Source organism: Desulfamplus magnetovallimortis (genome assembly GCF_900170035.1).
Taxonomy (GTDB): Bacteria; Desulfobacterota; Desulfobacteria; order Desulfobacterales; family Desulfobacteraceae; genus Desulfamplus; species Desulfamplus magnetovallimortis.
In genome coordinates, this window is the sequence record NZ_LT828560.1 from 57,847 (window position 1) to 80,774 (window position 22,928).

15 protein-coding genes and 1 pseudogene are annotated in these 22,928 nt (G+C 38.3%); 6 read left to right on the top strand and 10 right to left on the bottom strand.

What is annotated here, in order from left to right; all coding sequences use genetic code 11:
* Positions 1 to 40 precede the first annotated feature (40 nt).
* From MTBBW1_RS23715 to MTBBW1_RS23725, 3 genes are all read right to left on the bottom strand, one after another.
* The gene (locus MTBBW1_RS23715) at positions 41 to 1,789 is read right to left on the bottom strand and encodes an alkaline phosphatase family protein (protein ID WP_080808305.1); all 1,749 of its coding nucleotides are present in this window, start codon (positions 1,787 to 1,789) and stop codon (positions 41 to 43) included.
* A 315-nt stretch (positions 1,790 to 2,104) separates the two neighbouring features.
* On the bottom strand, positions 2,105 to 3,442 hold the full coding sequence (locus MTBBW1_RS23720) for a protoporphyrinogen/coproporphyrinogen oxidase (protein WP_080808307.1): 1,338 nt from the start codon (positions 3,440 to 3,442) through the stop codon (positions 2,105 to 2,107).
* Positions 3,439 to 4,707 (bottom strand): glycoside hydrolase family protein, encoded by a 1,269-nt coding sequence (locus tag MTBBW1_RS23725; RefSeq protein WP_139786882.1) that lies wholly within the window; start codon positions 4,705 to 4,707, stop codon positions 3,439 to 3,441. The genes MTBBW1_RS23720 and MTBBW1_RS23725 overlap by 4 nt, the downstream gene beginning before the upstream one ends.
* Positions 4,708 to 4,729: 22 nt before the next feature.
* On the opposite strand from MTBBW1_RS23725, the gene MTBBW1_RS27990 reads away from it, so the two are divergent.
* Positions 4,730 to 4,915 (top strand): hypothetical protein, encoded by a 186-nt coding sequence (locus tag MTBBW1_RS27990; RefSeq protein WP_139786883.1) that lies wholly within the window; start codon positions 4,730 to 4,732, stop codon positions 4,913 to 4,915.
* On the opposite strand, the gene MTBBW1_RS23730 is transcribed toward MTBBW1_RS27990, so the two are convergent.
* The 5 genes from MTBBW1_RS23730 to MTBBW1_RS23750 all read right to left on the bottom strand — a co-directional run bounded on the left by MTBBW1_RS23730 (position 4,907) and on the right by MTBBW1_RS23750 (position 11,446).
* Positions 4,907 to 6,007, bottom strand: a complete 1,101-nt coding sequence (locus MTBBW1_RS23730) for an O-antigen ligase family protein (RefSeq protein WP_186441677.1) — start codon at positions 6,005 to 6,007, stop codon at positions 4,907 to 4,909. The two genes, MTBBW1_RS27990 and MTBBW1_RS23730, sit on opposite strands and share 9 nt — an antisense overlap.
* A gap of 386 nt (positions 6,008 to 6,393) precedes the next feature.
* On the bottom strand, positions 6,394 to 7,497 hold the full coding sequence (locus tag MTBBW1_RS23735; RefSeq protein ID WP_222424155.1) for an adenine nucleotide alpha hydrolase family protein: 1,104 nt from the start codon (positions 7,495 to 7,497) through the stop codon (positions 6,394 to 6,396).
* Positions 7,498 to 7,629: 132 nt separating this feature from the next.
* Entirely contained in the window at positions 7,630 to 9,657 is a 2,028-nt protein-coding gene (locus tag MTBBW1_RS23740) for a GumC family protein (protein ID WP_080808320.1), read from the bottom strand.
* Positions 9,658 to 9,661: 4 nt separating this feature from the next.
* Positions 9,662 to 10,501 (bottom strand): HEAT repeat domain-containing protein, encoded by an 840-nt coding sequence (locus MTBBW1_RS23745; RefSeq protein WP_080808325.1) that lies wholly within the window; start codon positions 10,499 to 10,501, stop codon positions 9,662 to 9,664.
* A 129-nt stretch (positions 10,502 to 10,630) separates the two neighbouring features.
* Positions 10,631 to 11,446 carry a polysaccharide biosynthesis/export family protein gene (locus tag MTBBW1_RS23750; RefSeq protein WP_186441678.1) on the bottom strand — a complete coding sequence of 272 codons (816 nt, stop codon included), beginning with the start codon at positions 11,444 to 11,446 and terminating at the stop codon, positions 10,631 to 10,633.
* Positions 11,447 to 11,812: 366 nt separating this feature from the next.
* Here MTBBW1_RS23750 and MTBBW1_RS23755 point away from each other — a divergent pair, with 366 nt between their 5' ends.
* The 5 genes from MTBBW1_RS23755 (at position 11,813) to MTBBW1_RS23775 (ending at position 20,488) form a co-directional block, all read left to right on the top strand.
* Positions 11,813 to 13,297 (top strand): undecaprenyl-phosphate glucose phosphotransferase, encoded by a 1,485-nt coding sequence (locus MTBBW1_RS23755; protein WP_080808331.1) that lies wholly within the window; start codon positions 11,813 to 11,815, stop codon positions 13,295 to 13,297.
* Between the two features lie 30 nt (positions 13,298 to 13,327).
* The gene (locus MTBBW1_RS23760; RefSeq protein WP_080808333.1) at positions 13,328 to 15,013 is read left to right on the top strand and encodes an AMP-binding protein; all 1,686 of its coding nucleotides are present in this window, start codon (positions 13,328 to 13,330) and stop codon (positions 15,011 to 15,013) included.
* Positions 15,014 to 15,300: 287 nt separating this feature from the next.
* A complete protein-coding gene (locus tag MTBBW1_RS23765; RefSeq protein ID WP_080808337.1) occupies positions 15,301 to 16,419 on the top strand; it encodes a zinc-dependent alcohol dehydrogenase in 1,119 nt (372 codons plus the stop codon).
* Between the two features lie 235 nt (positions 16,420 to 16,654).
* Positions 16,655 to 18,871 (top strand): molybdopterin-containing oxidoreductase family protein, encoded by a 2,217-nt coding sequence (locus MTBBW1_RS23770; RefSeq protein ID WP_080808340.1) that lies wholly within the window; start codon positions 16,655 to 16,657, stop codon positions 18,869 to 18,871.
* Between the two features lie 36 nt (positions 18,872 to 18,907).
* On the top strand, positions 18,908 to 20,488 hold the full coding sequence (locus tag MTBBW1_RS23775) for a B12-binding domain-containing radical SAM protein (RefSeq protein ID WP_222424156.1): 1,581 nt from the start codon (positions 18,908 to 18,910) through the stop codon (positions 20,486 to 20,488).
* A 40-nt stretch (positions 20,489 to 20,528) separates the two neighbouring features.
* Here MTBBW1_RS23775 and MTBBW1_RS23780 read toward each other — a convergent pair whose 3' ends face one another.
* Together MTBBW1_RS23780 and MTBBW1_RS23785 are read right to left on the bottom strand one after the other, a co-directional pair.
* Complete coding sequence (locus tag MTBBW1_RS23780) at positions 20,529 to 21,569, bottom strand: glycosyltransferase (RefSeq protein WP_080808346.1); 1,041 nt, start codon at positions 21,567 to 21,569, stop codon at positions 20,529 to 20,531.
* 73 nt (positions 21,570 to 21,642) lie between these two features.
* Positions 21,643 to 22,657 (bottom strand): annotated as a pseudogene (locus MTBBW1_RS23785) (adenosine kinase).
* Between the last annotated feature and the right edge of the window lie 271 nt (positions 22,658 to 22,928).

A 22,928-nucleotide genomic window follows, 5' to 3' on the forward strand; every position in this document is an offset into this window, starting at 1 on the left:
GATTACTCAATATAGCAAAGCCCCTTCAGTCTCTCTATGATTACTCAATATAGCCAAGCCCCTTCAATCTCTCCATGATTACTTTTGCATCTTCATTTGAATATCCAGATGTTTTGCCATTCAGATAGTTATTATCATCATCCTTATCAATGCTCTCATCTATCTTTGTTTCAATTTGATCCTCAAAAGCATCAGCAATAACCCTGCCATCCATTCCTGACGGCACAGACTGTCCCATAAGAGAAAGAATAGTCGGCGCAATGTCTGTTATCTCTATTTTATCAAGTTTAATATTTCGCTTAATATTCTTTCCGCTCATTAAAAAAACGCCTTCATCGGTATGATGGCCGCTTACATTACTGTTTGAGCTTATTTGTCCTAATTTCACGACATCCACAATCCCGCCATCTTCATTATTTTTAAGTGCAATGCCATTTACAACAAGATCATTGTTAAAAATGATCAATATATCCGGTGCTGCGTAGAGATATTTCCCGTGATATATTTCTTTTTTCTCAAAAACACTCCTGACCACTTTTTTTCCGGTTTGCGGGTCATGCCAGAGATGAAGTTCTTTTTTAAGGTATTTGATTAATTGATCATATTCAATACCCGGACTAACAACTCCATGTGATTCACGATTTTTTTGATTAACCCATAGTTCCATCCTGGTATTTTCCCCAAAAACCCTTGTTTTTGACCAGTCAATGGAGTCAAAAAATCTGACCGCAGTAACTTTATCCCTGAGTCGCGGAAAGAGCTTAAGTAGGGCTCTTTTGGTATTGATGGAAGTATGATTAACTGCAAATTCATATGCTTTTCCTAACAGGTAACTTTTACCTGTGGCAAAATTGTAAGGAGTTTCTTTTATATTATTTTTATATTGGAGAAGCCCGATATGTTCCAAAAAAGCATTCAGATAGCGGGTTCCTTTTTCAGCAGGCCCGAAACCATGATCAGAGTGAACAATAACGGTTGTCTCTTCCGGCACCACAGATAATAATCTGCCAATAGCCTCATCACATTTTTGATAGTACTTTAATATAATATCTCCGTATTTTTCAGCTCCTTCAGGATCATACTCAGAATATTCAGTATCCATATATTTCCATGCAAAATGTTGAATATGATCTGTTTCACAAAAAACAACCATAAAAAAATCCCACTCATACTTATTCATGAGATACATTGATAGTTCTGCCCTGGAATTTATAGATGAATATCCCTTGCTAATTGCTTCATCAAAATTTTTATTAAAATTGCTGCCTGCTGCAAGAGCATTTATTCCTGTATGTATCAGGTAACCATCAATATTTTCTTTAATCTCATCACAAAGAGTGGGCGGATAAGTAGCACCAGGAGTATTAATGTCAGGGGTGTCAAAACCTGATATCATAAAACCGTTAAGCTTTTCAGCAGGATAGGTCATCGGAACATTTACAACACCAACTTTTTTACCGCTGCGGCTCAAGATAGACCAGAGAGTTTCACTTTTACGATCTCCTCCATTGATATAACGAATATCATAGGAGCCATATGTTTTTTCATAAAAATAAAATATTCCATGCTTACCCGGATTTTTGCCTGTCATCATGGAAGTCCATGCAGGAGCACTGTTAAGGTTTGGCACAGATTTGAGTTTTCCATAAGCGCCTTCATGCATAAGATTTGCGATATTTGGCAGTTTTCCCTCTTTTACCCACTTTTCTATAAGGCCAACGGTGGCACCATCTAACCCCACAACAAAAACTTTGTTCTCTTTTTTCGATTTACAGACACTCTCAATCATTTAAAACCTTTTGATAAAAAATAAAATGGTAGTACCATAACCAGGTTGATCTCTCAGTGTTGATGCTCTCGTAAAAAATCCAGATTACCTTTTACCGTGGAAATAGAGATATTATTTCCATGATCAGGGGTAGCCGGACTCCGGCCATGAAGGTTTACATTAACCAGGATGTGTTACGCCATCTCAATACCCTTACCGTGGAAATAGAGATATTATTTCCATGATCAGGGGTAGCCGGACTCCGGCCATGAAGGTTTACATTAACCAGGATGTGTTACGCCATCTCAATACCCTTCATAATACAGGGACAACCTGTCAGAATATGTTTTTTTTCACCAGGATATGCTCTGCCATCTCAATACCCTGCTCAACAGCAGCCGGAGACATGCAAAAACAAAACCTACCGGTTCGGCCAATTGAATAGATGTTTGAATACTTTTTTTGAGCAGCAAAAATTTTCTCCATAATCACCTCATAGTCCAGTCCATAAACTGGCATACTCTCTTTAATTGATATAATACTGGAATGACGAAATTTACTAGATTTAAAAAGACCCAGTTTTTCAACATCACGGACGCAGGCATCAATAATTTCCTGCTCCGTCATATTCTCAATTTCGGGATAATGGTTAATCTCCAGACATATTCCTTCCTTATGCCGGGGGCTGTAATCTCCATATATGTTATCCGGATAATAAATACGGGCAAAGAGAGTCTCTTTCTGTGGATGATATGTATATAAAAACTCTCTCTGGCCATTTCTTTTCCCGTTATATGTCAGAAAAACATAAAAAGATTTTATATAGGGTGCAATAATAGATTTGGCATTTAAAAGGCTATTAAGCTCATTCACGGAAGCTGTCCAGACAAGGTTTTTCACAGGATATTTTTTGCCTGAAACAGATATGCTGTCAAGGACAGAATCTGAACAATTCAAAGATATATGACCGCAATTGAGAATAGTTTTACCTCCGGCGTATTGATATGCATGGTGAATATGCCTTGCATACTCTCCATACCCTTTAATGGGATATTCATAATCCCTGGAAGTAAAAAAATTTTTCAGCTGCTTAAGAAGGTCAGCCCTCCCTTTCCGGTTTGGAATTTTTTTTATGTTATTGATATCACGCCCGGGACGGGCGAGCCAATCCATATGAAGTTTTTCACCGGAATAGCCTGTTTTTTTTTTAATAAAGGGCTCAAACACACTCTTATAAAATGATTTACCAAACCTTGATTCAATTGCCTGACAAACTGACGCCTCCGGAGCACCTGAAGTTATTAATTTAAAAAACATGCCAAAAATCTCAGCCTTAAAACGCCAGGGATAAAAGAGCGGCTCCAGCATAAAAGGAACTTTGTAAATCTTATCTCCGCTTATAATTGCATAGCGAAAGGGTCTTTTTATAACTTCTGAATCACCAAGCATCTTTTTAAGAAAGAGAGTTCCTCTATCAGAATCATTTTCGTACAGTACATGAGGCCCGACATCAAAGATAATATCATCAAACACAAATGAACGGGCAAGCCCACCAACATCATCCCCTTTTTCAAGAAGCAGGCAGTTTCTTCTGTTTTTTGCAAGCAGAAATCCAGTTGTCAGGCCGCACAATCCACCTCCAACAATTACGTCATAACCCATATCTTCTATCATTGCTTTTCTTTTACAAACAGAGGTACTTCCCCCAGTTCAAAATTTAACATAAATGGGCTACCCTCAGATATCTCTCCCTTAACATCAACAAAAGATGTATCATAATCCCTGATATCATAGCCTGTTTTATAATTTGGAACAAATTCAGTAATTTCTACTTTTTTTATACCGCTATCCAAAGTCAAACTTATCTTTTTTGACTCACTGTTATCATTCCAGGCAACCCATATTGGTCTATTGTTTTTTACAAATCTGTAAATATGAATACCATCGTTTTCACGGATGGTTTTAATGTTATCCCAATCTGCATTTTCAAGAACTTCAACCATTTTTTTATAAGTATAATAGGAGATTTTTTTAACCCCTCTGCCTTTATCGTAATCATATTGCCCATCGTAGATCAGACCGGTAAAGTCAAAATAACCTTCATCATATTTAAATCCTTCTGTAATACCAAAAGCCATGAAAATTTTTTTTATGCCAAGGGAAAGTGAAAAAACAAATCTTTTAACTAAATCTATAGCTTGCTGTCTTTCTGTCTGAAAAGGGAAATCTATAAAATCAAGTTGTGGGACAGGATCGGGATCCCCGCTGTATGTTCCCATTTCAGTAATCCAGAAGCCATACAGGGGCATTAAGTTTCTCTCTTTCAATTTTTTTTCAATATGCAGATAAACTTCTTTTATTCCAAGATAATCTCCAGTGGCATTTCCATACCAGTGAAAATCAAAGATATCGAAATAAGACTTTTCAAATTTGCTCAGCTCATCCAGTATTGGAAGATAATGTTTGTCAAAGTGTTCAATATATCTTGAGACAGGCGGCATTCCTTGCACACCTCCTATAAGAACTCTGGCATCTTCATCAGCTTCTCTGATAGCCTCATAAGTCATTTTTAAGAAAGATGCATAATCTTTTAAATCACCTCGGGGCTCATTATCAACCTGCCAGTATTTGACTGGCACCTTTAACCCGATAAAATCGTTTATGGAGTCACCGTCATATCTTTCCACAACAGCTTTTACATATTTTTTATAAGCAACTTCATCTCCCGGCAAATAACTTTTATTACTTAAAGCATATCTTGAATATTTAGGATCCATACTTTGATCAGCAATTATTATGTTACACAAAAGATTGATCCCTTTGGGAACATCACGTAGCTGATGCTCATGCCTCCATATGTACTCTTCTTTTTGCAGGTCTTTCTGAATTAAAGTCCATACAAATATTATTGATCTGTCCCATTTAACTCCAAGATCCAAGGCAAAATCATAGGGATTATTAATGCCATATTTAAATGGAGGAAGAACAGCAGCAGGTAAAAATCCAAAAGGAGAATCTTCATTATCCGCAGAAAAAGCTTTTGATGGGCTGAATTCCGTTTTTTTTAGCAGAGTGTTAAAGAAAAAAGCTGTTAAAATAATAATTGATACAAGCAATAATCGAATAACTTTTCTTTTTTTAACATGAAGCTTGAATTATCTCCTGTTTTGCAAAATTTATAGTTGACACTGCCAGACCAGAATAAAGCCAGATAAATGGTGTGTTATATTCAAAATCAACTAATCCATGAACTCCTATACTAACAAGACCGGCAAGAAAAGCTACAGACATTATTTGAAAATATGATGATTGATTTTTAAAAACAGTTGAAAATTCATATAAAACAAACCTTGCGATAAAAAAAAGAAACAGTACTCCGGCTATGCCGAAATCAAATATTAAGGAGAGATATATGTTGTGAGCATGATTCACAAGTGTGTAATATTTAAAACTTCCAACCCCAACGCCTGCCCCTGACAATGGAGATTTTTTCATACTTTTAAAACCAGCCTTCCAGAACTCAAGGCGAATACCCACTCCCTGTACTTCTTTGGACTTAACGGTTGTAGCAAGCCTTGTGGGTTTATCCCTGGAAAACAGAATTCTATTTAATACAAAAAACTCAAGCTGATAAATAGATATTAAAACAAATAAAAACAAGATTGAAAGAACAACAAAATATTTCCGTATTCTTATGATTGCGCCAAAAATAAAAATACCCATTGCTATTAAGCCAACCTCGCCACCTCGTGACATTGTTAAAAGAGATAATGATACTAAAGCTGCAATTAGAATTGCCAGAAGCAACTGCGTAAGTCTCTTCTTAGCTGTAAATAACAAACCTGTGGCAATGGAAATATATAAATTAAGTATCAAAGCAGATTCGTTGGAATTTGCAATTAAAGATGCTCGCTTAATAAATCCCTTTTTTGTTATGGCGCTTGTAAATATTTTAAGATTTAATGAAAAATCTTCAAATAATCTGATGGATTTAACCAGAACAAGAGGCTCAATAAAATAGAGAATAACAGCAATAAAAGAGTAAAACATGCCGCAAAACAGAAAAAAAAACATAACCTTTTTATGCATATTCTGGTCAGATATTGTATTAAAGGCGATTGCAAATATGGCCATGTTTGATGAAAGAAGAGCTAACTGAAAAAAATTATGCTTAAAGTCAGGTGCCCACAAAAGTGATAATGTGGCATAAAACAATAATAAAATAAGGATAAAATTCAAATGATTCTTGGGGTATTCCCTTATCCTTGTCCATTTTGAGATAATTAATCCACAGAAAGCAAACAGGGCAAATGGGAAAAAAACAGAAATCTGGTTAATTGGACTGGCATCCCTGAATACAGGATTCCATGGAGCAGAGACAGCAAAGCCAACTGTTCTGCCTGCTATAGGCACTAAAAAAATTAAAATATAAAGTCCATATTGAAACTTAATACAAAGCAGAAATCCTGATAATACGAAAATAAGGAGAGGAATGGCATAATACCAGGGAATCAATAGAGAAAGGAGAGCTGTTATAAGCGAAGAAGATATATATAAAAAATTTTTCGCTATAGAGCCTGTTATGAAATTCCTGGGACTCTTCATTATGGGTGATAGAATTAACATTATTTAGAATAAGACATAAATTGATCAACCAAATGGTCGGGCATTTTAAGTTCATCCTTCAAAATGGATATTGTTTCCGATTTTCTGTCTTTCTGTTCTTCCTGTTCTATTTGTCTTAATGCAGTCTCCCGTGACATATATCCCTGCCTTACCATATTTGAATATCCATCCACAAGATCGTCAAATCCCATCATGGCTTTAAAACAATGATTTACAAGGGTATGATGGAGACGACAGTCAAATCTCCAGCTTGACACATAGTCATCGGGTTTTTTCCATCCCAGCTCTTCCATAAGAGTTTTCTTTATTTTCCTTCTGTCCCACTGAATGTAATCATAAAAATATATCTCTTTAATATTTTTGTTTCTGTCAATTGGATGCACCCGTCCACGAATATCCTTAATATTAGCTGTTATGCCTGTTTTTGGCGTCCAGAACTGCAACCTCAATCTCGCTATATAATACATATATTTTATAACAGACCATTTATTTATGGTAAGAATATTTTTGCGAATGCTTCCACGGCCAAAAAAATCTTCTGTAAAAAGTCTGTCCTCAAAGGATAGCTCTTCTGGCTTGGCAAATCCCCACAAAATAATCGGTATATTTTTTTCTATGGCTGTCTTGTGTAACAGCCACTTGCCTCCTGTCATGCATGGCCAGCACATTCTCTGCTTGGCAAACCCAGGACCATATGGAATGGAGTGTTCAAGGTGAGTTGCCAGCAACTTTTTGTCCACCTTGCTTCCTGAAGTGATATAATCGACATCGAGAATCTCACAGGCTTTTTTCAGATTAGCCAGCCCCTGTGGATGCCTGAAGCCATTATCATAGTTCAGTGCCAACACATTGAGATTAAATATTTTTTTTGCAGCATAAAGGACATAAGTGCTGTCCCGACCTCCTCCTGTTCCAACAAGACAATCATATTTTCCCCCTTTACCTTTATACAGTGAAAAAAGCTCTCTGAGCTTCTCTTCACCCAAAACACCACTCTGTCCCTTATAATTTTGACACACACTGCATACACCTTGGTTATCAAACGTTATATTTGGATAACAATCTGGTAATACACATCGTGTACATCTCGTCACCTCTTTCATAAAGCAGCCTCCTCTCCCCGAATCTATTTCTTAGAAATTAAGTCTAAACAATTTACCCACACTGCCCCTCTCCAACCATGGAGAGGGGCTGGTGACGAGGTAGAGATGTGAAAGTTCTTTAGACCTTGTTTATTAACGATATTTATTCAACACAATGCCAGCAGGCTCAATATTGGCCATTTTACAACTATCCATTGCCAGATTGAAAACAGAAGTTTTTTCCCTGCCGGTCTCCACGACTAAAACAAAAAGATCCACCATCCTTGCAATTACAACAGGATCATTTGTCTCAAGTATGGATGGAGAGTCAATTATCACCATATCAAATTTGCCTGAAAGCTCTTTAAGAATTGTTTTCATCTCTTCAGATTCAACAAGTCTTGCAGGATCAGAAGTTATCTTTCCACTTGTCACAACAGAAAGACTTTCAATACCTGACTTCCTGATAACATCATCCATATCAATTTGTTTCAGAAGAAGCTCTGCTGCTCCGACTCTATTATCCATATCAAGGGCTTTATGCAGGATAGGTTGCCTGAAATCTGCATCCAGAAGCAGCACATTTTTTCCCTGAGAAGCAAATGAAACAGCAAGATTTATTACAGTTGTGCTCTTACCCTCTCCCTTTAGCGCACTTGTAACCAAAACAGTTTTGAACAATTTATCACGGGATAAAAACTCCAAATTATTTCTTATGGTTCTGTAGCATTCATATAGGGGATCAAGGTGTGATTTTGCAAAATTTTTCAGCATTTGCCTTTTGTTAAATTTCGGAACAGTTCCCAGAAGTCTCATTCCAATTTGTTTTATATCCATCCGGCTTTTTATTGTGTCATCCATATAATCTGCCAGAAGTGCCATGCTCAAACCCAGCAAACCTCCCATAAACATTCCTATAAGTACATTTACCAGAAAATTTGGGCTGTCAGGATCATCAATCTCAGATACTGTTGCATATTCAACTATCCTAAGATCCGGAAAAAGGGATAATCTTGCTACCCTTATTTGATAAAAGTATTGAAGCATGGATTGATAAAGCCCTTTGTTAACATCAATCTCTAACCTAATCTGTGAATTTGTAAACTGCTTTTCAGGGAATACTGAAATTGTTTTATCAAGGTTCTCAATCTCGGCTTCAAGTGTATTCAAATGGGCTTTCAAACTTACAAGAGCTCTCTTCTTATTCAGCAACTCAGTTGAATACTTCTTTGATAACACTATCTCACGACTCAATTCTGACCTGGCTTTTTCAAGTTTGTACTCAAGAATTTTTATGTCAGGATGACTCTTAGTTTTTTCAACAAGGGTCTCCTCAAGCTTCATCTCATAAGCTAATATATTGTTTCTAAGTTCAGATATATAATCATTTGCTTCAGATGTACTTCCAAAAATATTCTCATCACTCTGCTCATTTAGCTGCCTTTGCAAGGTATTAATAACTGACTGCGCCTCTGCAATCTGAATAATAGTCTCTTTTTTTTCAACCATCAAAGAAGAGAGTCTTGCAATTATATTTTTTATTTCAGAATCAAGATCCAGGCTTTTTTCATCAATATTGAATGTTTTAAGTATATTAAGGGAAGATATATATTTATCCCTGATGCCTTCAAGAGAATTTTCAATGAAAGTTTCTGCCTTTTTATATTCATAAGCTTTATTTTCTAAATGATTCTTAACACACTCTTCTGCAATGGTATCGGAAATCATTGCAGCCTCTTCAGGATCAGTTGAACTGGATACAATTTCAAACAGGCTTGTATCATCTACGTTTTCAACTTTAATAAAAGGTGCGATGTGTATTTTTTTCAGCAGGCCTGGTTTAATAAGCTCTTTGGCTTTAAGAAGTTCTCCTTTTCCATCGGTAAGCTGTAAAGTCAGGATAACTCTATCCAGAAGAGGTGTTGATGTGGCTATAGTGACATGATTTTCCAACGAAAGATCGTCAGTTGCTGTCTGGGATAGTGTAACAGCCTTGATCCCAATATTTTCCAAAAACGAAGCAGCAGTAAGTGATTTTTCATAAAAAACTCTTGATGTTGATTTATACCTTTTGGGCAGAAAAGATGTTCCCACAGCAGCTGTAAGAAATACAATCAAAAAACATTGCAAAACAATCCATTTTCTACGCCAAACAATATTCCAGAATACAATAATCTCCATATTGTCATCTTTCGCCTATTTTTTTTAATGCCCTGGAAACATTAAATCTGACATATTTATTTTCATGATAAAGAAGAGGAACCAATGCATTGACTGCTGAACTATCCTGTATATCCCCCAATGCCCTGACAACTGTCAACTCAACATATAAATTTTCTAAACCTCTTTCTGTTAAATCTTTTGAACTCTTTTCATTTAAAGCTTCTAAACTTCTTTCATTTAAAGCTTCTAAACTTCTTTCATTTAAAGCTTCTGAACTTCCTTCATTTAAAGCTTTTGAACTTCCTTCATTTAAAGCTTTTGAAACTTTTCCGCCTTTTTCTCCATAATAAGGCAAATAGCCAGTGTCAATATCACGGGCAGAGTTCACTCCACCAGAAATAGATATATCTGCATCGGGAAGAAGAGTTATCAAAGGAATAACAGCATTACGGGCTTTTATTTTTGCCAATGCACCAATCACTGCAATAACTAGCTCACTGTCATCCTCATGCAACATATCAACAAGTGCTGTCACTGTAGATTCAAAATAGACTATGGTCTCCTTGCCAAACCATTTTTTACACTTATTCATCAGCGCATTCAGAAAACTTACATCATAGATTTCAGCCAGAGCCTTAACAACTTCTTTTTTTACTTTATTTGAAGAGTCGTTTTTAAGAAGCTTTATAAGTTCTGGAACAGCCTCATAGACTTTTGCATCACCGAGATGATACACAGCCACCTCTCTTGCTCTAATATTATTGCTATTAAGGTCATCAATATATTTCTGATTTTTATCATTCTGACATCCTGAAGAAAAAAATGATAATATGATAGTTAGTACAACCGTTAAATACTTCATATGTGTTCCTGCAATACTGTAGTACTCCAGTAAATGAAATTGAAAATTTCAAATTATAACATGCTATTTTTATTTTCTTTTTGGCTACAAAAAAACAAGTTCGTTTTCTGGAAAGCTATGGTGTAGCTTTTATTGGGATACAATGACGCTGCTGCTGCTCTTTCCTGTGGAGAGAATATCAACTACATCAGGAGCAAGATAGATGGCTCTTTCAACAGAAATCAACGGCTCAAGAATAGCGCTGAATCTCTTCATAAATTTTTCAATACTTGCAATCTTTACTTCAGGAACATAAAGAATATCCCGGTTTTTCAAATAATAAGACCGATTCATCATACCATCTTCAATGAGTTTTTCAAAGTCAAGGGAGAGGGCTGATACAGTGGCCTCACCATCTTCAACCCTTACAACAAGAATATTTTCCCTGTTGGCATCATCTGAAAACCCGCCTGCCTTGGCAAGAGCCTCCCAGACAGGAATGTCTTCTGTATATCCAAACGTTCCTGGAGAATTAACTTCACCCATAACATGCACCTTTCTGCTTGATATGGAAACTATATTTACATCAACATGTGGTTCCACAATATATTTTGACAATCGAGAAGTTATCTCCTGATTTAACTCTGAAACAGTCTTTCCTGATGCACGGATCTCTCCTGCGAGAGGAATTCTTATCATGCCTGCTGGGTCAATCACCAGACTTCTGTTAAGATCGGCATTTCGCCAGACTGTAATATCTATTTTATCATTTGTACCAAGAACAAATTCAGATGAGGCAGAAGAGGGTTGTTCTATTGCCGAAGATGGTAATTGTGATGGGGAGTTTATGGATATATCCTTGCCAATATGGTTCGAACACGAAAAAGTTAGGAGTATTACAGTCGGAAATAAAAAGAATAGGTATTTTATATTTTTTGTTTTGCCTTTTTCCAGATTATTTGTCAAATATACAGAATTTTCCATAAAAAAGGTACAAATTAATTTCCGAAATATATAAAAAATATTAGATATTTTTAAAATTATCACGTCAAATACCTCTCTTTAAATTTATTTACTGATGTATTGACACACAATATAGACTGTAAAAAGCTACCTATGTCTGGTATATTCCCAGTTCGACAAAAATTAATTTGCATCATTAACATTTTTTATACCGAAATGATAGGAGAACAATTTTTTTAGGCTTCGTCAACATTAAGGTTGCATAAAGAGTAAACTGGCAAATACACGCTCATGATACAGAGCGTACTACAACGATACATTAAAGTCGTTATATCTCAGCATATTACGGAGTCTTTCTAATAAAAAACCATGAACAAACAAAAAACAGTGCCGGCTTTATATGAAAACATTCTGATCATCATTTTAAGATTCATTGATGCTTTTTCGGGGTTTGCCATTTTCAAGCTGGCAGTACACTATTACAGTACAACCCCGAATTACAGTGCAATCCCGACATCCCCAGAAATAAACAGGGCAATTTCAGTAATTCTTATTATGACACTTGTATTTTTCCATTTCCACAATATTTACAGATCCTTCAGATTTTCAACCATCAGGTACGAAATACACACAGTATTAGCAGCATGCATATCTTTATTTACGATTCTTTTTATACTGGGATACATCACAGGCACTCTTTCTCTTCTTCCAAGGTTGAGTGTTATCTCATGGATTATTCTGTGGCCTCTTTTTCTAACACTTATGCGTGTCGCTCTACGCAAATCCCTCAGAGCCATAAGAATTAAAGGATACAATATCAAAAAAGCTGTAATTGCAGGTAAAAGCAAAGCTGGAATTGGAATTGCAGAACATATCAAAAAAAATCCCTGGAGTGGCACAAAGGTTCTTGGTTTTTTTAACGGTGTAGATGAAAATGATGACAGTTACAACTTAATGCACCATATCACGTGCCTTGGAGACATTGAAGCATTAATACCATATATTGAAAATAACGATATTGATATCCTTTATGTGGCACTCAATGGAAAAAATGAATCAGATATGCATAACATTGTAAAAACCATAGAAAAGACTGATATTGCAATCCACTACATTCCAAACATTTTCTTCCTTGACCTGGTAATTGGAGGAGAGGTTATTTTCTTTGATCAAAGACCTGTTATTCTTTTGAGAAACACACCTGTAACCGGTATGGCAGGGATGCTAAAACGCTTGATAGATATAACCCTCTCTTCTGCAGTTATTTTGTTTTCCATGCCCCTTTTTATTGTTATTGCTGCCGTGATAAAGCTCACATCGAAAGGATCACCTTTTTTTATACAAAAGAGATACGGAATCAACGGAGAAGAGATTAATATTTACAAATTCCGCACCATGTATCTTAATAATGAAACCACTAATCGCACAAACAATGAAAGCCGTAGTCAAGAGCCAGAAACAATAATTTCCAGATATTTGCAGGCTAAAAGAGATGACCCCCGAATAACACCTTTTGGAGCCTTCCTGAGAAAAACAAGCCTTGATGAACTACCTCAACTGATAAACGTTCTTCAGGGAAGAATGTCCCTTGTAGGCCCACGACCCCATCCTGTTGCCATGAATGAAGAGTACAGAAAAATCATTGCTGGCTACATGATACGACATAGAGTAAAGCCCGGTATAACAGGATTTGCCCAGGTCAAAGGTTTTCGGGGAGAAACTGACACTCTTGAAAAAATGGAAAAAAGGGTGGAATATGATCTTAAATATATCAGGGAGTGGTCAATTCTGTTTGACATTGAGATATTAATCAGAACTATTTTTGTATTTCTTTTCCAAAAAAACGCATATTAAGGAATAAAACCTGTTTCAAGGAGAACCTTTTTGACACTCATTGAGATGCTTATAAAACAAAACCGTGCATTTCCATCAAAGCCAGCAATTATTTGTGAAGATAAAAGAGTATCATATACCGAACTTTTTGAAAAGGTTGTGGCAATGAGCCACCATCTCTTTATATCTGGAGTTACAAAAAAACAGAGAGTTGTCATAATGATGGAAAGTAAAAAGCCTGAACTTATCATATCATTTCTGGCAATTGCCGCCTGCGGAGCAATTGTTGTACCTGTGGATTGCAACCAGCCCGATGATTATATAAACAGGATGTTCCAGATCATATCACCATCATCCATAATGATTTCAACAAAAATGCATCACCGACTTGACAAGATTAATCATAATCTGTCGCAATCAAGGATAGTTATACTGTCAGATGATAATATGGAGCTATCCCCAACAAACTCCCGTGATTATGGTTTTCCTCCGGTTTCAGTATCAGACCATGATACAGTTTACTTTAATATGACCTCCGGAACAACAGGTGTTCCCAAATGTGCTGTTACGACCCATGAAAATATTTACTTTAATACCCTTGCATCAGTGGAACACTTTTCACTTACTTCCGATGATGTGCACCTTTGCATGTTTCCACCTGCAACGCATCCACATGAGATATTTGCAAGGGCTCTTTTTCTCGGTGGCACAATGGTACTTACTGATCATATTGCCCCCAAATCCCTTACAAGGGTAATTGAAAAAAACAAAGTAACAGCAATGATGGCCATTGCCCCGATATACGGAAATTTCACCAGATGCCATAAAAGGAATGATTTTAAATTCAGCACACTTAAAATTGCTGAAAGTGGCGGGATGCATCTTGACCCTGTCACGGCAGCAGAATTCAGAAAAAGATTTGGAATTCCCATTATTCCTGTGTGGGGAAGCACTGAAACAGCCGGTATTGCCCTTGCAATGCCACTTAAAATGCCATTGAGAATATCTCATGAAGTAAAAATAACAACAGGTTCAGCCTATCCAAGATCAAAAGAATCTACCTATCCTGTCCCAGAAGAACCTTCCTATCCAACCCCAGAAGAACCTGCCTATCCAGCCACAGAAGAATCTGCCTATCCAGCCACAGAAGAACCTGCCTATCCGGCCACAGAAGAACCTGCTTCTTCAGCCTCAGAAGATACAACATCAAAGAGCGGCTCCTGCGGTGTTCCATGCAGATATTACGAGGTTGATATAGTTAATAAAGAGGGAATTTCATTACCTTCCGGAGAGATAGGTGAGATGATCGTAAAGGGAAAGGGAGTCTGTTCATCCTATTATAGTAATGACAATGAGAACATTAAAAACTTTAAAAATGGATGGTACTATACAAACGACATGTTCAAAAAAGATGAGGATGGCTTTTTCTATTTTGCAGGAAGAAAAAACGGCATGATGAAGGTTGCCGGAATGAAGGTTTACCCTGTTGAAATAGAGGATCTGCTGATCCAGCACCCCCTTATTAAAGAGGTCTGCGTAGTACGTACAAGCGATCCTGTACATGGTGAAATTCCAAGGGCTGTAATTGTCCCTGAAGATGAGGCAAATCTGACAAAAGAGGAGATAAGATTATACTGCAACTCAAGACTTGCATTCTACAAAATCCCCAAAATCATTGAATTCAGAGCATCACTTCCAAGAAATCCGGTGGGGAAAATAATGGCGCATCAATTGTAAATACCCATAATTATATAAAATGCAATATATCTCTAAAAAAACAAACACAATGTCGATGCATTAACATAATAACTCAAAATCGACATCTTATTGCTTTTTTAGAAGTTATTTCAGTTGTCTGAACCAGGATAACCAGGATGGGTAGGATGCTCAGGATAGATAATCCTGCCTTATCTTTGTTAATCTTGGGAATCCTGATTCAGACAGTGTTGACAAGGCTTACAAAATCATAGGTGTCGATTTTGAGTAACAATGTCGATATATTGCGTAATAAAGGAGTGCCTTAAATGAAATCAAAACAGATAAAGATATACGCTGACTCAATTCCCATGCCAGGGATCGCAAATCCAGGGCCTCATCAGATCTTCTGCAACCCATCAATTTCAGTTGAAAATTATGAGCCTCAACAACCAGGAGACGATGAAATACAGGTAGAGATGATATATGCGGGCCTTTGCGGAACAGATGTCCATCTTGTGGAAAAAAACAAGGATACAGGATATATAAAAAGCTCAGCGCCTCTCTCCATTCCTGCTGATAGAGGCAGAAGAATAGGCCATGAAGGTGTGGGAAAAGTGATTGCAAGGGGCAAACACGTAAGGAATGTGGATGTCAAGTCGTTGGTGACTTTTGAATCAATAGTTGTCTGCCACTACTGCGATGTATGCAGAAAAGGGCATTTCAACCAGTGCCGTAACGCAAAGCTACTGGGGCTTGAGCAGGATGGACTTTTCGGCAACATTGTAAACGTTCCGGCAATGCTTGCCCATGACATAACAGATATTGCAAAAACAGACAGAGATCTAAAGGCGATGACCTGTGTGGAACCAGCAGGAGTTGCATATGTAGCATGTCAGAACACAAGCATCAAAGGCGGAGACAATGTCATAATATTTGGTGCCGGCCCCATCGGGCTTTTCACAGCCATCCTTGCCAAAACAGTTTTCGGAGCTTCTGTTGTTCACATGGTGGAACCGATTCCATTCAGAAGGGAACTTGCAAACCAATGGGCAGATCATCTCTACAGCATTGAAGAGTTCAAAAATACCCGATTCAGTGATATTGACGTGGTAATAGAGGCATCAGGTGAGATGGATAACATAAACTCCATATTCAGAAGCATCAATCCCAACGGACGGGTTGCACTTCTTGCCAGAAGCGGAGCACCCTTAAAAATTGATGCAATGGATCACATGATCACCAATGCCATATATCTTATTGGCTCAAGAGGGCACCTGTGCGGAGCATTCTCTGATATAATGACCCTCTATCGACAAAGAAGATTACCTCTTGAAAATGTTGTAACCCATGTAGCAGAAGGCATTGATGGTTTAAGCCATCTTCTTGAAAACCCGGATGAGATAATTCATAAAAACTGCAAGGTAATTGCCCGTCTTAGGAACTAATCATAGAACCGCATAAGTTACTAAAGAATCACCACATAAATTACCAAGCAATCATTACCAAGTTGCTGCCACTGATCATGAAAACACAATGTGTTTTCGGTGGTGTCCCAAATATGTTGATGAGCTCTTCACAAACCTTGATTCAGCAGGGCTTTCACAAAAAGAAATCAACACTTTTATGACACTACCGTGTTTTCATGTGTAAAAAACATAAGCCGTATGAACTGTTTTCAAAATGAGCCATACAAAAACATATAAAAGCGTATGCAGATCCTGCCATGGGGGTTGCGGAGTTATTCTCTCTTTAAAAGATGGCCTGCTTGTCAATGTAACCCCAGACAGGAAATCTCCTTTTAGCAGAGGCTACATGTGCGTAAAGTGTCTTAATATAAAGGAGATGGTATATCATCCTGACAGAATTTTATCTCCGCTGAAACGAGCATGGGATAAAGAGGCCACAGGAAGAAGCTTTAGGGGCATAGAACAAGAAATCGGGGGCAAAGGGAACAAAGAATACCCAAACTGGCAAAAAATTTCATGGGATCAGGCACTGTCGGAAATTGCAGAAAAGCTGGAGAGCATCAGAAAAGAGTCCGGCCCTGAATCAATTGCCATAGGACAGGGCACAGGCAGACATCACTACATGGATGTTGTACGTTTTGCCAATGCCCTTGGCACGCCAAACTGGTATGAACCAGGGCTTTCAAACTGCTTTATACCAAGAATAACTGTTTCCAATCTCACATACGGAAGATTTATCTCTCCTGATTACTATGGTGAAACAACTCCCCGAACAATAATTTTTTGGGGACACAATCCACTTGTAAGTTCACCTGACGGAGAGGTTGCTCCACTTGCACTAAAAGCCTTGGAAAAAGGAGCTTATGGAATAGCAGTTGACCCAAGGAGATCTGAAACCGCAAAAAAATGCAGAATGTGGCTTCCCTTAAGACCTGGCACAGACTGTGCCCTTGCCCTTGCCATGATTCATTTTATAATCAATGAGAACCTTTATGATCATGATTTTGTGGAAAACCACACAACAGGCTTTCAGGAGTTAAAGGCACATATACAAACATTTTCACCATCATGGGCAAGTGATGTTACAGGCATTCCGGTAAAACTTATTACAGATGCTTCAAGGCAATATGCTGTTGAAAAACCTTCTGTCCTGGATTGGGGTCTTGCAATAGAACAGACTCCAAACTCTCTTCAGACAGTTAGGGCAATCGCAATTTTAAGGGGAATAACAGGAAATATAGATGCTCCAGGCAGCGATACATTTGGTGCATCTCTTCTTAAACCATACCCTGTGTTAAGAGCAGCACTCTCCAAAGATGCTGTAAAAAAACGACTTGGAGCATCTGAGTTTAAATTGCTTGGCGGGCCAAGGGCATTCATGCCGTCAGCCCATATTCCCGCTGTCATGAAGGCAATGCAATATGGAGAGCCCTACAAAATAAGAGCTCTTCTCAATTTTGGCTCAAATCCCCTTACAACAATTGCCAATGCAAAAAAGGTTCATGATGCAATATCATCCCTTGAACTTCTTGTGGTATCTGACATGTTCATGACTCCCACAGCATCAATGGCAGACTACATACTGCCTGCTGCATTCTGGCCGGAGGTTAACCAGCTTGTTGAAATTCCATATGTCACAGCCAATGCTGTAATGGCACAGCAAAAAGTGATAAGTGTTGGAGAGTGCCGCCAGGATGAAGAGATTTTAAGGGAACTTGCCTTAAGACTTGATCTGCCTGGTTCTGAAGAATCACTTGAAGATATCATGAACTACAGGCTGTCTGATCTTGGTATCACATTTGATGAGCTTAAAAATGGAAATTCTTCTTCTTCTGCTGCTGCTGCAACTGATGATGATTATGGCAATACCTTTTTTCCAAAACTTGAGTACTATAAATACAGAAAAAACAAAAACCGCTTTCATACACCCTCAGGAAAGGTTGAATTATATTCAAAATCCCTTGAAAGGATGGGTTACGAACCACTGCCCATTTACAGAGAACCTCCGGAAAGCCCAATAGCAACAAAAAAGCTTTATGAAAAATACCCACTTATCCTGACAACAGGCAGCAGAAGAAAAGAGTATTTTCACAGTGATAACAGACAGATTGAAACATTGAGGAAGAGACGACCACATCCGGTTGCAGACATTAATACAAAAGATGCAAAGTTATATGGGATAAAAAACGGGGAGAACATTGAAATCTCTTCTCCAAGGGGCACAATTACCATGTGTGCCTTTGTAACAGAAGATATTGCACAAGGTGTTGTCAATATTGATCATGGATGGTGGTTTCCGGAAAAAGCTGATTCAGATTTCGGCATATGGGAATCCAATGCAAATATTTTGACATCAGATGCTCCGCCTTATGATAAAGCTTTTGGAACATATCAATTAAGAGCACTTTTATGCGCAATTGCCCCGATTTAACAACAATACAAAAGATAATCAGGAGATGCTCAAATAATGAAAATATGGATTCTCAATCCACCCTATTTCAAGCACTTTTCACGGCCCCAGAGAAGCCCTGCTGTGACCAAAAGCGGCACAGTATATTATCCAATATGGCTTGCAGGCTGCACAGGAGTTCTGGAAGAGGCAGGCCATGATGTGACCCTCACCGATGCTCCGGCAAGGGGATATGACCTTGAATATATTCTTGAAATGTCAAAAGAGCTTGCTCCATCCCTGATTGTTGTTGATACCAGCACTCCCAGCATCAATAATGACCTTACAGTCTGTAAAAGGATTCGTGAAAAACTTCCTCACGCCTTTATTGTACTTGTTGGCACCCATGCAAGTGCCCTTCCCCATGAGACCCTTTTGCAATGCGACGCTGTAAACGCAGTTGCAAGAAAAGAATATGAATTGACAATAGATGAACTTGCCAAATATCTATGCAAATCTTCATGGCCACTTGAAAATGGATATATAAAAAATTCCCATATAGAACCTCTTTCATCAATAAAAGGTTTATCTTTTTGTGCATTGCCTGAAAACAGCACTTTAATGGAACCTGCCATCGCAGAAAAAAATGATAACGACTACTCAACAAAACCTGTGATACTACATAATCCTGACAGACCATTTATAGAGGATCTGGACACACTTCCCTGGGTCAGCAAAATTTATCAAAAACATCTGTGTATGGAGGACTATTTCAATCCCAACACCCTCTTTCCAATGGCAACGATCATGACAAGCCGGGGTTGCCCTTTCAGATGCAGCTTCTGTGTCTATCCCCAGACCATTACTGGCCGAAGATTCAGGTTCAGAAGCGTTGAAGATGTGGTTGACGAGATGGAGTATATCCAGAAAAATATTCCAAAGATAAAAGCCATATTCTTTGAAGATGATACAATGTCAGCAAACAGGAAAAGATGTATTGCTCTTTCCCGTGAAATCATTAAGCGCGGTATAAAGCTGCCCTGGACAACAAACTCAAGAATTGATCCTGATCTTGAAACTTTAAAAATCATGAAAAAGGCAGGATGCCGCTCACTATGCGTAGGATTTGAAAGCGGAGAGCAGAGGATTCTCAATGGTATGCACAAAGGCACCAGAAAAGAAAAAATGTTTAGATTCATGAAGGATGCAAAAAAAGCTGGAATCCTTATTCATGGATGCTTCATGGTCGGTTTTCCAGGAGAAGGACGATCAGACATTAAAAAGACCATTGAGCTTTCAATGAAGCTTAAACCAGATACAGTTCAGTTTTATCCTGTAATGGTCTATCCTGGCACTGAAGCATACAGCGAATACATGGGAAAAGGATGGATAACTGCTGAAAAATATGAAAACTGGCTCACCCCCGAAGGTCTTCACAACTGTGTTGTCAGAAACGAAGCACTTTCATCACAAAAACTTGTTGATATATGTAATGATGCAAGAAGAGAATTTTACCTCAGACCCCGCTATATTGCATACAAATTGTTCCAGATAATCAGGCACCCTTCAGAAGCCACAAGGACATTGAAAGCATTCAGGACATTTTTCAGGCATCTGGGGATTTTTCCCAAACTTGATATTTTGTCAAGGTTCAAGTGAAGTTCCCAGTTACTTTTAATTAGAAAATTGAAGTTCCCAGTTACTTAGAAATACGCATTCTTATGAGCAAATATTTAAAAATAACATACAAAATCCCACCTGCGCTCCCTGCTGCAAACACGCAGGCTCTTAAAAAACAGTAAAATGGAGAGAGGCAGGAAATCGCTCTGTCTTTTTTAAAGATAGTGGCAGAAAAGGGAATCGAAGATAGAAAAACCCCTGCAACCATAAGCGGAATAATATATAAATATATTGCTTTATAAAAAAATGAGAATGGCAGAAGACAAAAAGCAAGTAGCATTAATAAGGTTTGCAGCTTAATAACAGCAGGGGTATATGAGTCTTTGACAGCCTTTTCCGGATATCGGGCATAAACAACTATCCTCCAGTAACCCCGCCAGAATTTTACCCTCAAATATTTTTTCAAGGTATCAGGATGGGTATGGTAAACAAAAGCCTCCGGTACAAAGACAAACAGATGCCCCCTTGAAACAAGCCTGTAGGACAATTCGGTATCTTCATTGTTGGCAACCGGAAATGATGGATCAAATCCGCCTGCATCAAGAAAGACATCCCTTCTGAATGCAGCAGAATATGTATCAACCATATCAATAAAAGGAACTTGCTCAAGCATGGCAAAACGGTCTTCAAATTCAGCCTGGGCAAACCTTGCTGTCATTGAAGACTGTTTTGTTCTGTAAGCTCCTTTGACACCGGAAACAATTGAATTTCTGTAGTAAGTACTTTCAGGGCTTGAACATGACGTTGGCTTTACAAGAGGCGCAACCATATTCTCTATCCAGAAGTGATCCGGCACACAGTCTGAATCAGTAAACAGGATTATATCCCCCTTGGCCAAATTTGCCCCTCTATTTCTTGCTGCAGCAGGCCCCTGGTTCTTCTGGTAATGATAGATCACAGGATATTTCTTTGCAATTTCCGCAGTGGAGTCTGTGGAACCATCATCTATAACAATAACTTCATACTGTTCCTGTGGAACTGACTGACAAAGAAGTGCATCAATACATCCTGCAAGGGTCTTTTCTGCATTATATGCCGGAATCACAACAGAAAACTTCATCTACACATCCTGTTTTTTTAAACATATTTATCAACCCTCATGAATGCGAGAGGGCATCACAACGATGCATGAATCACCTTAAATGGCTTAAAATTCTCTCCCAGCCCTCTTCCGGAATCTGTGCACCCACAACACGGCACACCTCAAACCCGCACACAGAAGCTATCTGACCGCTCTTTTTAAGAGACAATCCATTGGCAACTCCATATAGAAATCCTGCTGCCCAGAGATCTCCTGCACCTGTGGTGTCAAGGATTTCCACGCCTTCAGGCCCAGAATCTCCAGGCAAATATTGCTCAGGCTCAGAAGCTCCCGACATGGAGTGTTCAGGCACAAAATGCCCTGACACAGGTTTAATATAAATCACGTCTCCACCTGATGAGATATAGCTTCCACGTGCACCCACTTTAAGTACCGCAATTTCAACATTTTCTGAAAGAGCCTCAATGGCTTCAGTTTCATCTGAAAAACCAGTATATGCCCTTGCTTCATCCTCATTTGCAATAAGAATATCCACATCATTTTTTATAATATCAGGCAGGATATCCATGGAAGCATTGATAACCTCAAAACTTGCAAGATCAAGTGCCACAAGAGCGCCTGCTTTTTTTGCAGCATCAAGTGCGGCTCTCATAAGATCTCGATTAAAAAGCAGATAACCTTCTATCACTGCAATTCCTGTATCCTCAAAAAGCTTTGCCGTGACTTCAGATGGAAGAAGTTCAGTGGATGCACCAAGGGAAGTGAACATGGAGCGCTGGGCATCAGGTGTAATAACAGATAACACTTTTCCTGTTGGTGTTGAAGATGTATAAAATACCGGCGTTACTCCAATTTTTTTTGAGATACTCCTCATATGCAACTCCCCAGGCATCACATCCTCTTTTGGCAATAAAATCCGCCTTTCCACCAAGTTTTGCAATCCCTGCAATTGTGTTGCAAGCAGCGCCTCCAGGAACAGAAAGCGGCTGTTGCCCACTCTTTTCCAACACGCTCTCAATCACTTTGTCATCAACAAGGGTCATTCCACCCTTCTTTTTGCCCACAGATTCAAGAAAAGAGTCTTTTTCATTGATCAAAAGATCCATGAGAGCCGAACCAACCCCTGTCACCTTTGAACTTTTGAGATTAATAATTGGACTAACTGATTTAGTATTTGGACTAACTGATTTAGTATTTGGACTGACTGATTTAGTATTTGGACTGACTGATTTAGTATTTTGGCTGGCTGATTTAATATTTGAACTGTTTTGTTGTATGTCTGAACTGCCTGGTTTTATATCTGCACTACTTGTTTTTATCTTCTGCACAGAGTGCCTCCTGTCACATAATTTTTCAAGTTTTTAAAAATGGTAATTC

What these genes read in the sequence shown, in the direction of transcription:
- MTBBW1_RS27990 (WP_139786883.1), top strand. Translation starts at nt 4,730, where the DNA reads ATGCCATATTTAAATGGAGGAAGAACAGCAGCAGGTAAAAATCCAAAA.
- MTBBW1_RS23755 (WP_080808331.1), top strand. Translation starts at nt 11,813, where the DNA reads ATGAACAAACAAAAAACAGTGCCGGCTTTATATGAAAACATTCTGATC.
- MTBBW1_RS23770 (WP_080808340.1), top strand. Translation starts at nt 16,655, where the DNA reads ATGAGCCATACAAAAACATATAAAAGCGTATGCAGATCCTGCCATGGG.
- MTBBW1_RS23765 (WP_080808337.1), top strand. Translation starts at nt 15,301, where the DNA reads ATGAAATCAAAACAGATAAAGATATACGCTGACTCAATTCCCATGCCA.
- MTBBW1_RS23780 (WP_080808346.1), bottom strand. Translation starts at nt 21,569, where the DNA reads ATGAAGTTTTCTGTTGTGATTCCGGCATATAATGCAGAAAAGACCCTT.
- MTBBW1_RS23720 (WP_080808307.1), bottom strand. Translation starts at nt 3,442, where the DNA reads ATGATAGAAGATATGGGTTATGACGTAATTGTTGGAGGTGGATTGTGC.
- MTBBW1_RS23775 (WP_222424156.1), top strand. Translation starts at nt 18,908, where the DNA reads ATGAAAATATGGATTCTCAATCCACCCTATTTCAAGCACTTTTCACGG.
- MTBBW1_RS23735 (WP_222424155.1), bottom strand. Translation starts at nt 7,497, where the DNA reads ATGAAAGAGGTGACGAGATGTACACGATGTGTATTACCAGATTGTTAT.
- MTBBW1_RS23745 (WP_080808325.1), bottom strand. Translation starts at nt 10,501, where the DNA reads ATGAAGTATTTAACGGTTGTACTAACTATCATATTATCATTTTTTTCT.
- MTBBW1_RS23715 (WP_080808305.1), bottom strand. Translation starts at nt 1,789, where the DNA reads ATGATTGAGAGTGTCTGTAAATCGAAAAAAGAGAACAAAGTTTTTGTT.
- MTBBW1_RS23740 (WP_080808320.1), bottom strand. Translation starts at nt 9,657, where the DNA reads ATGGAGATTATTGTATTCTGGAATATTGTTTGGCGTAGAAAATGGATT.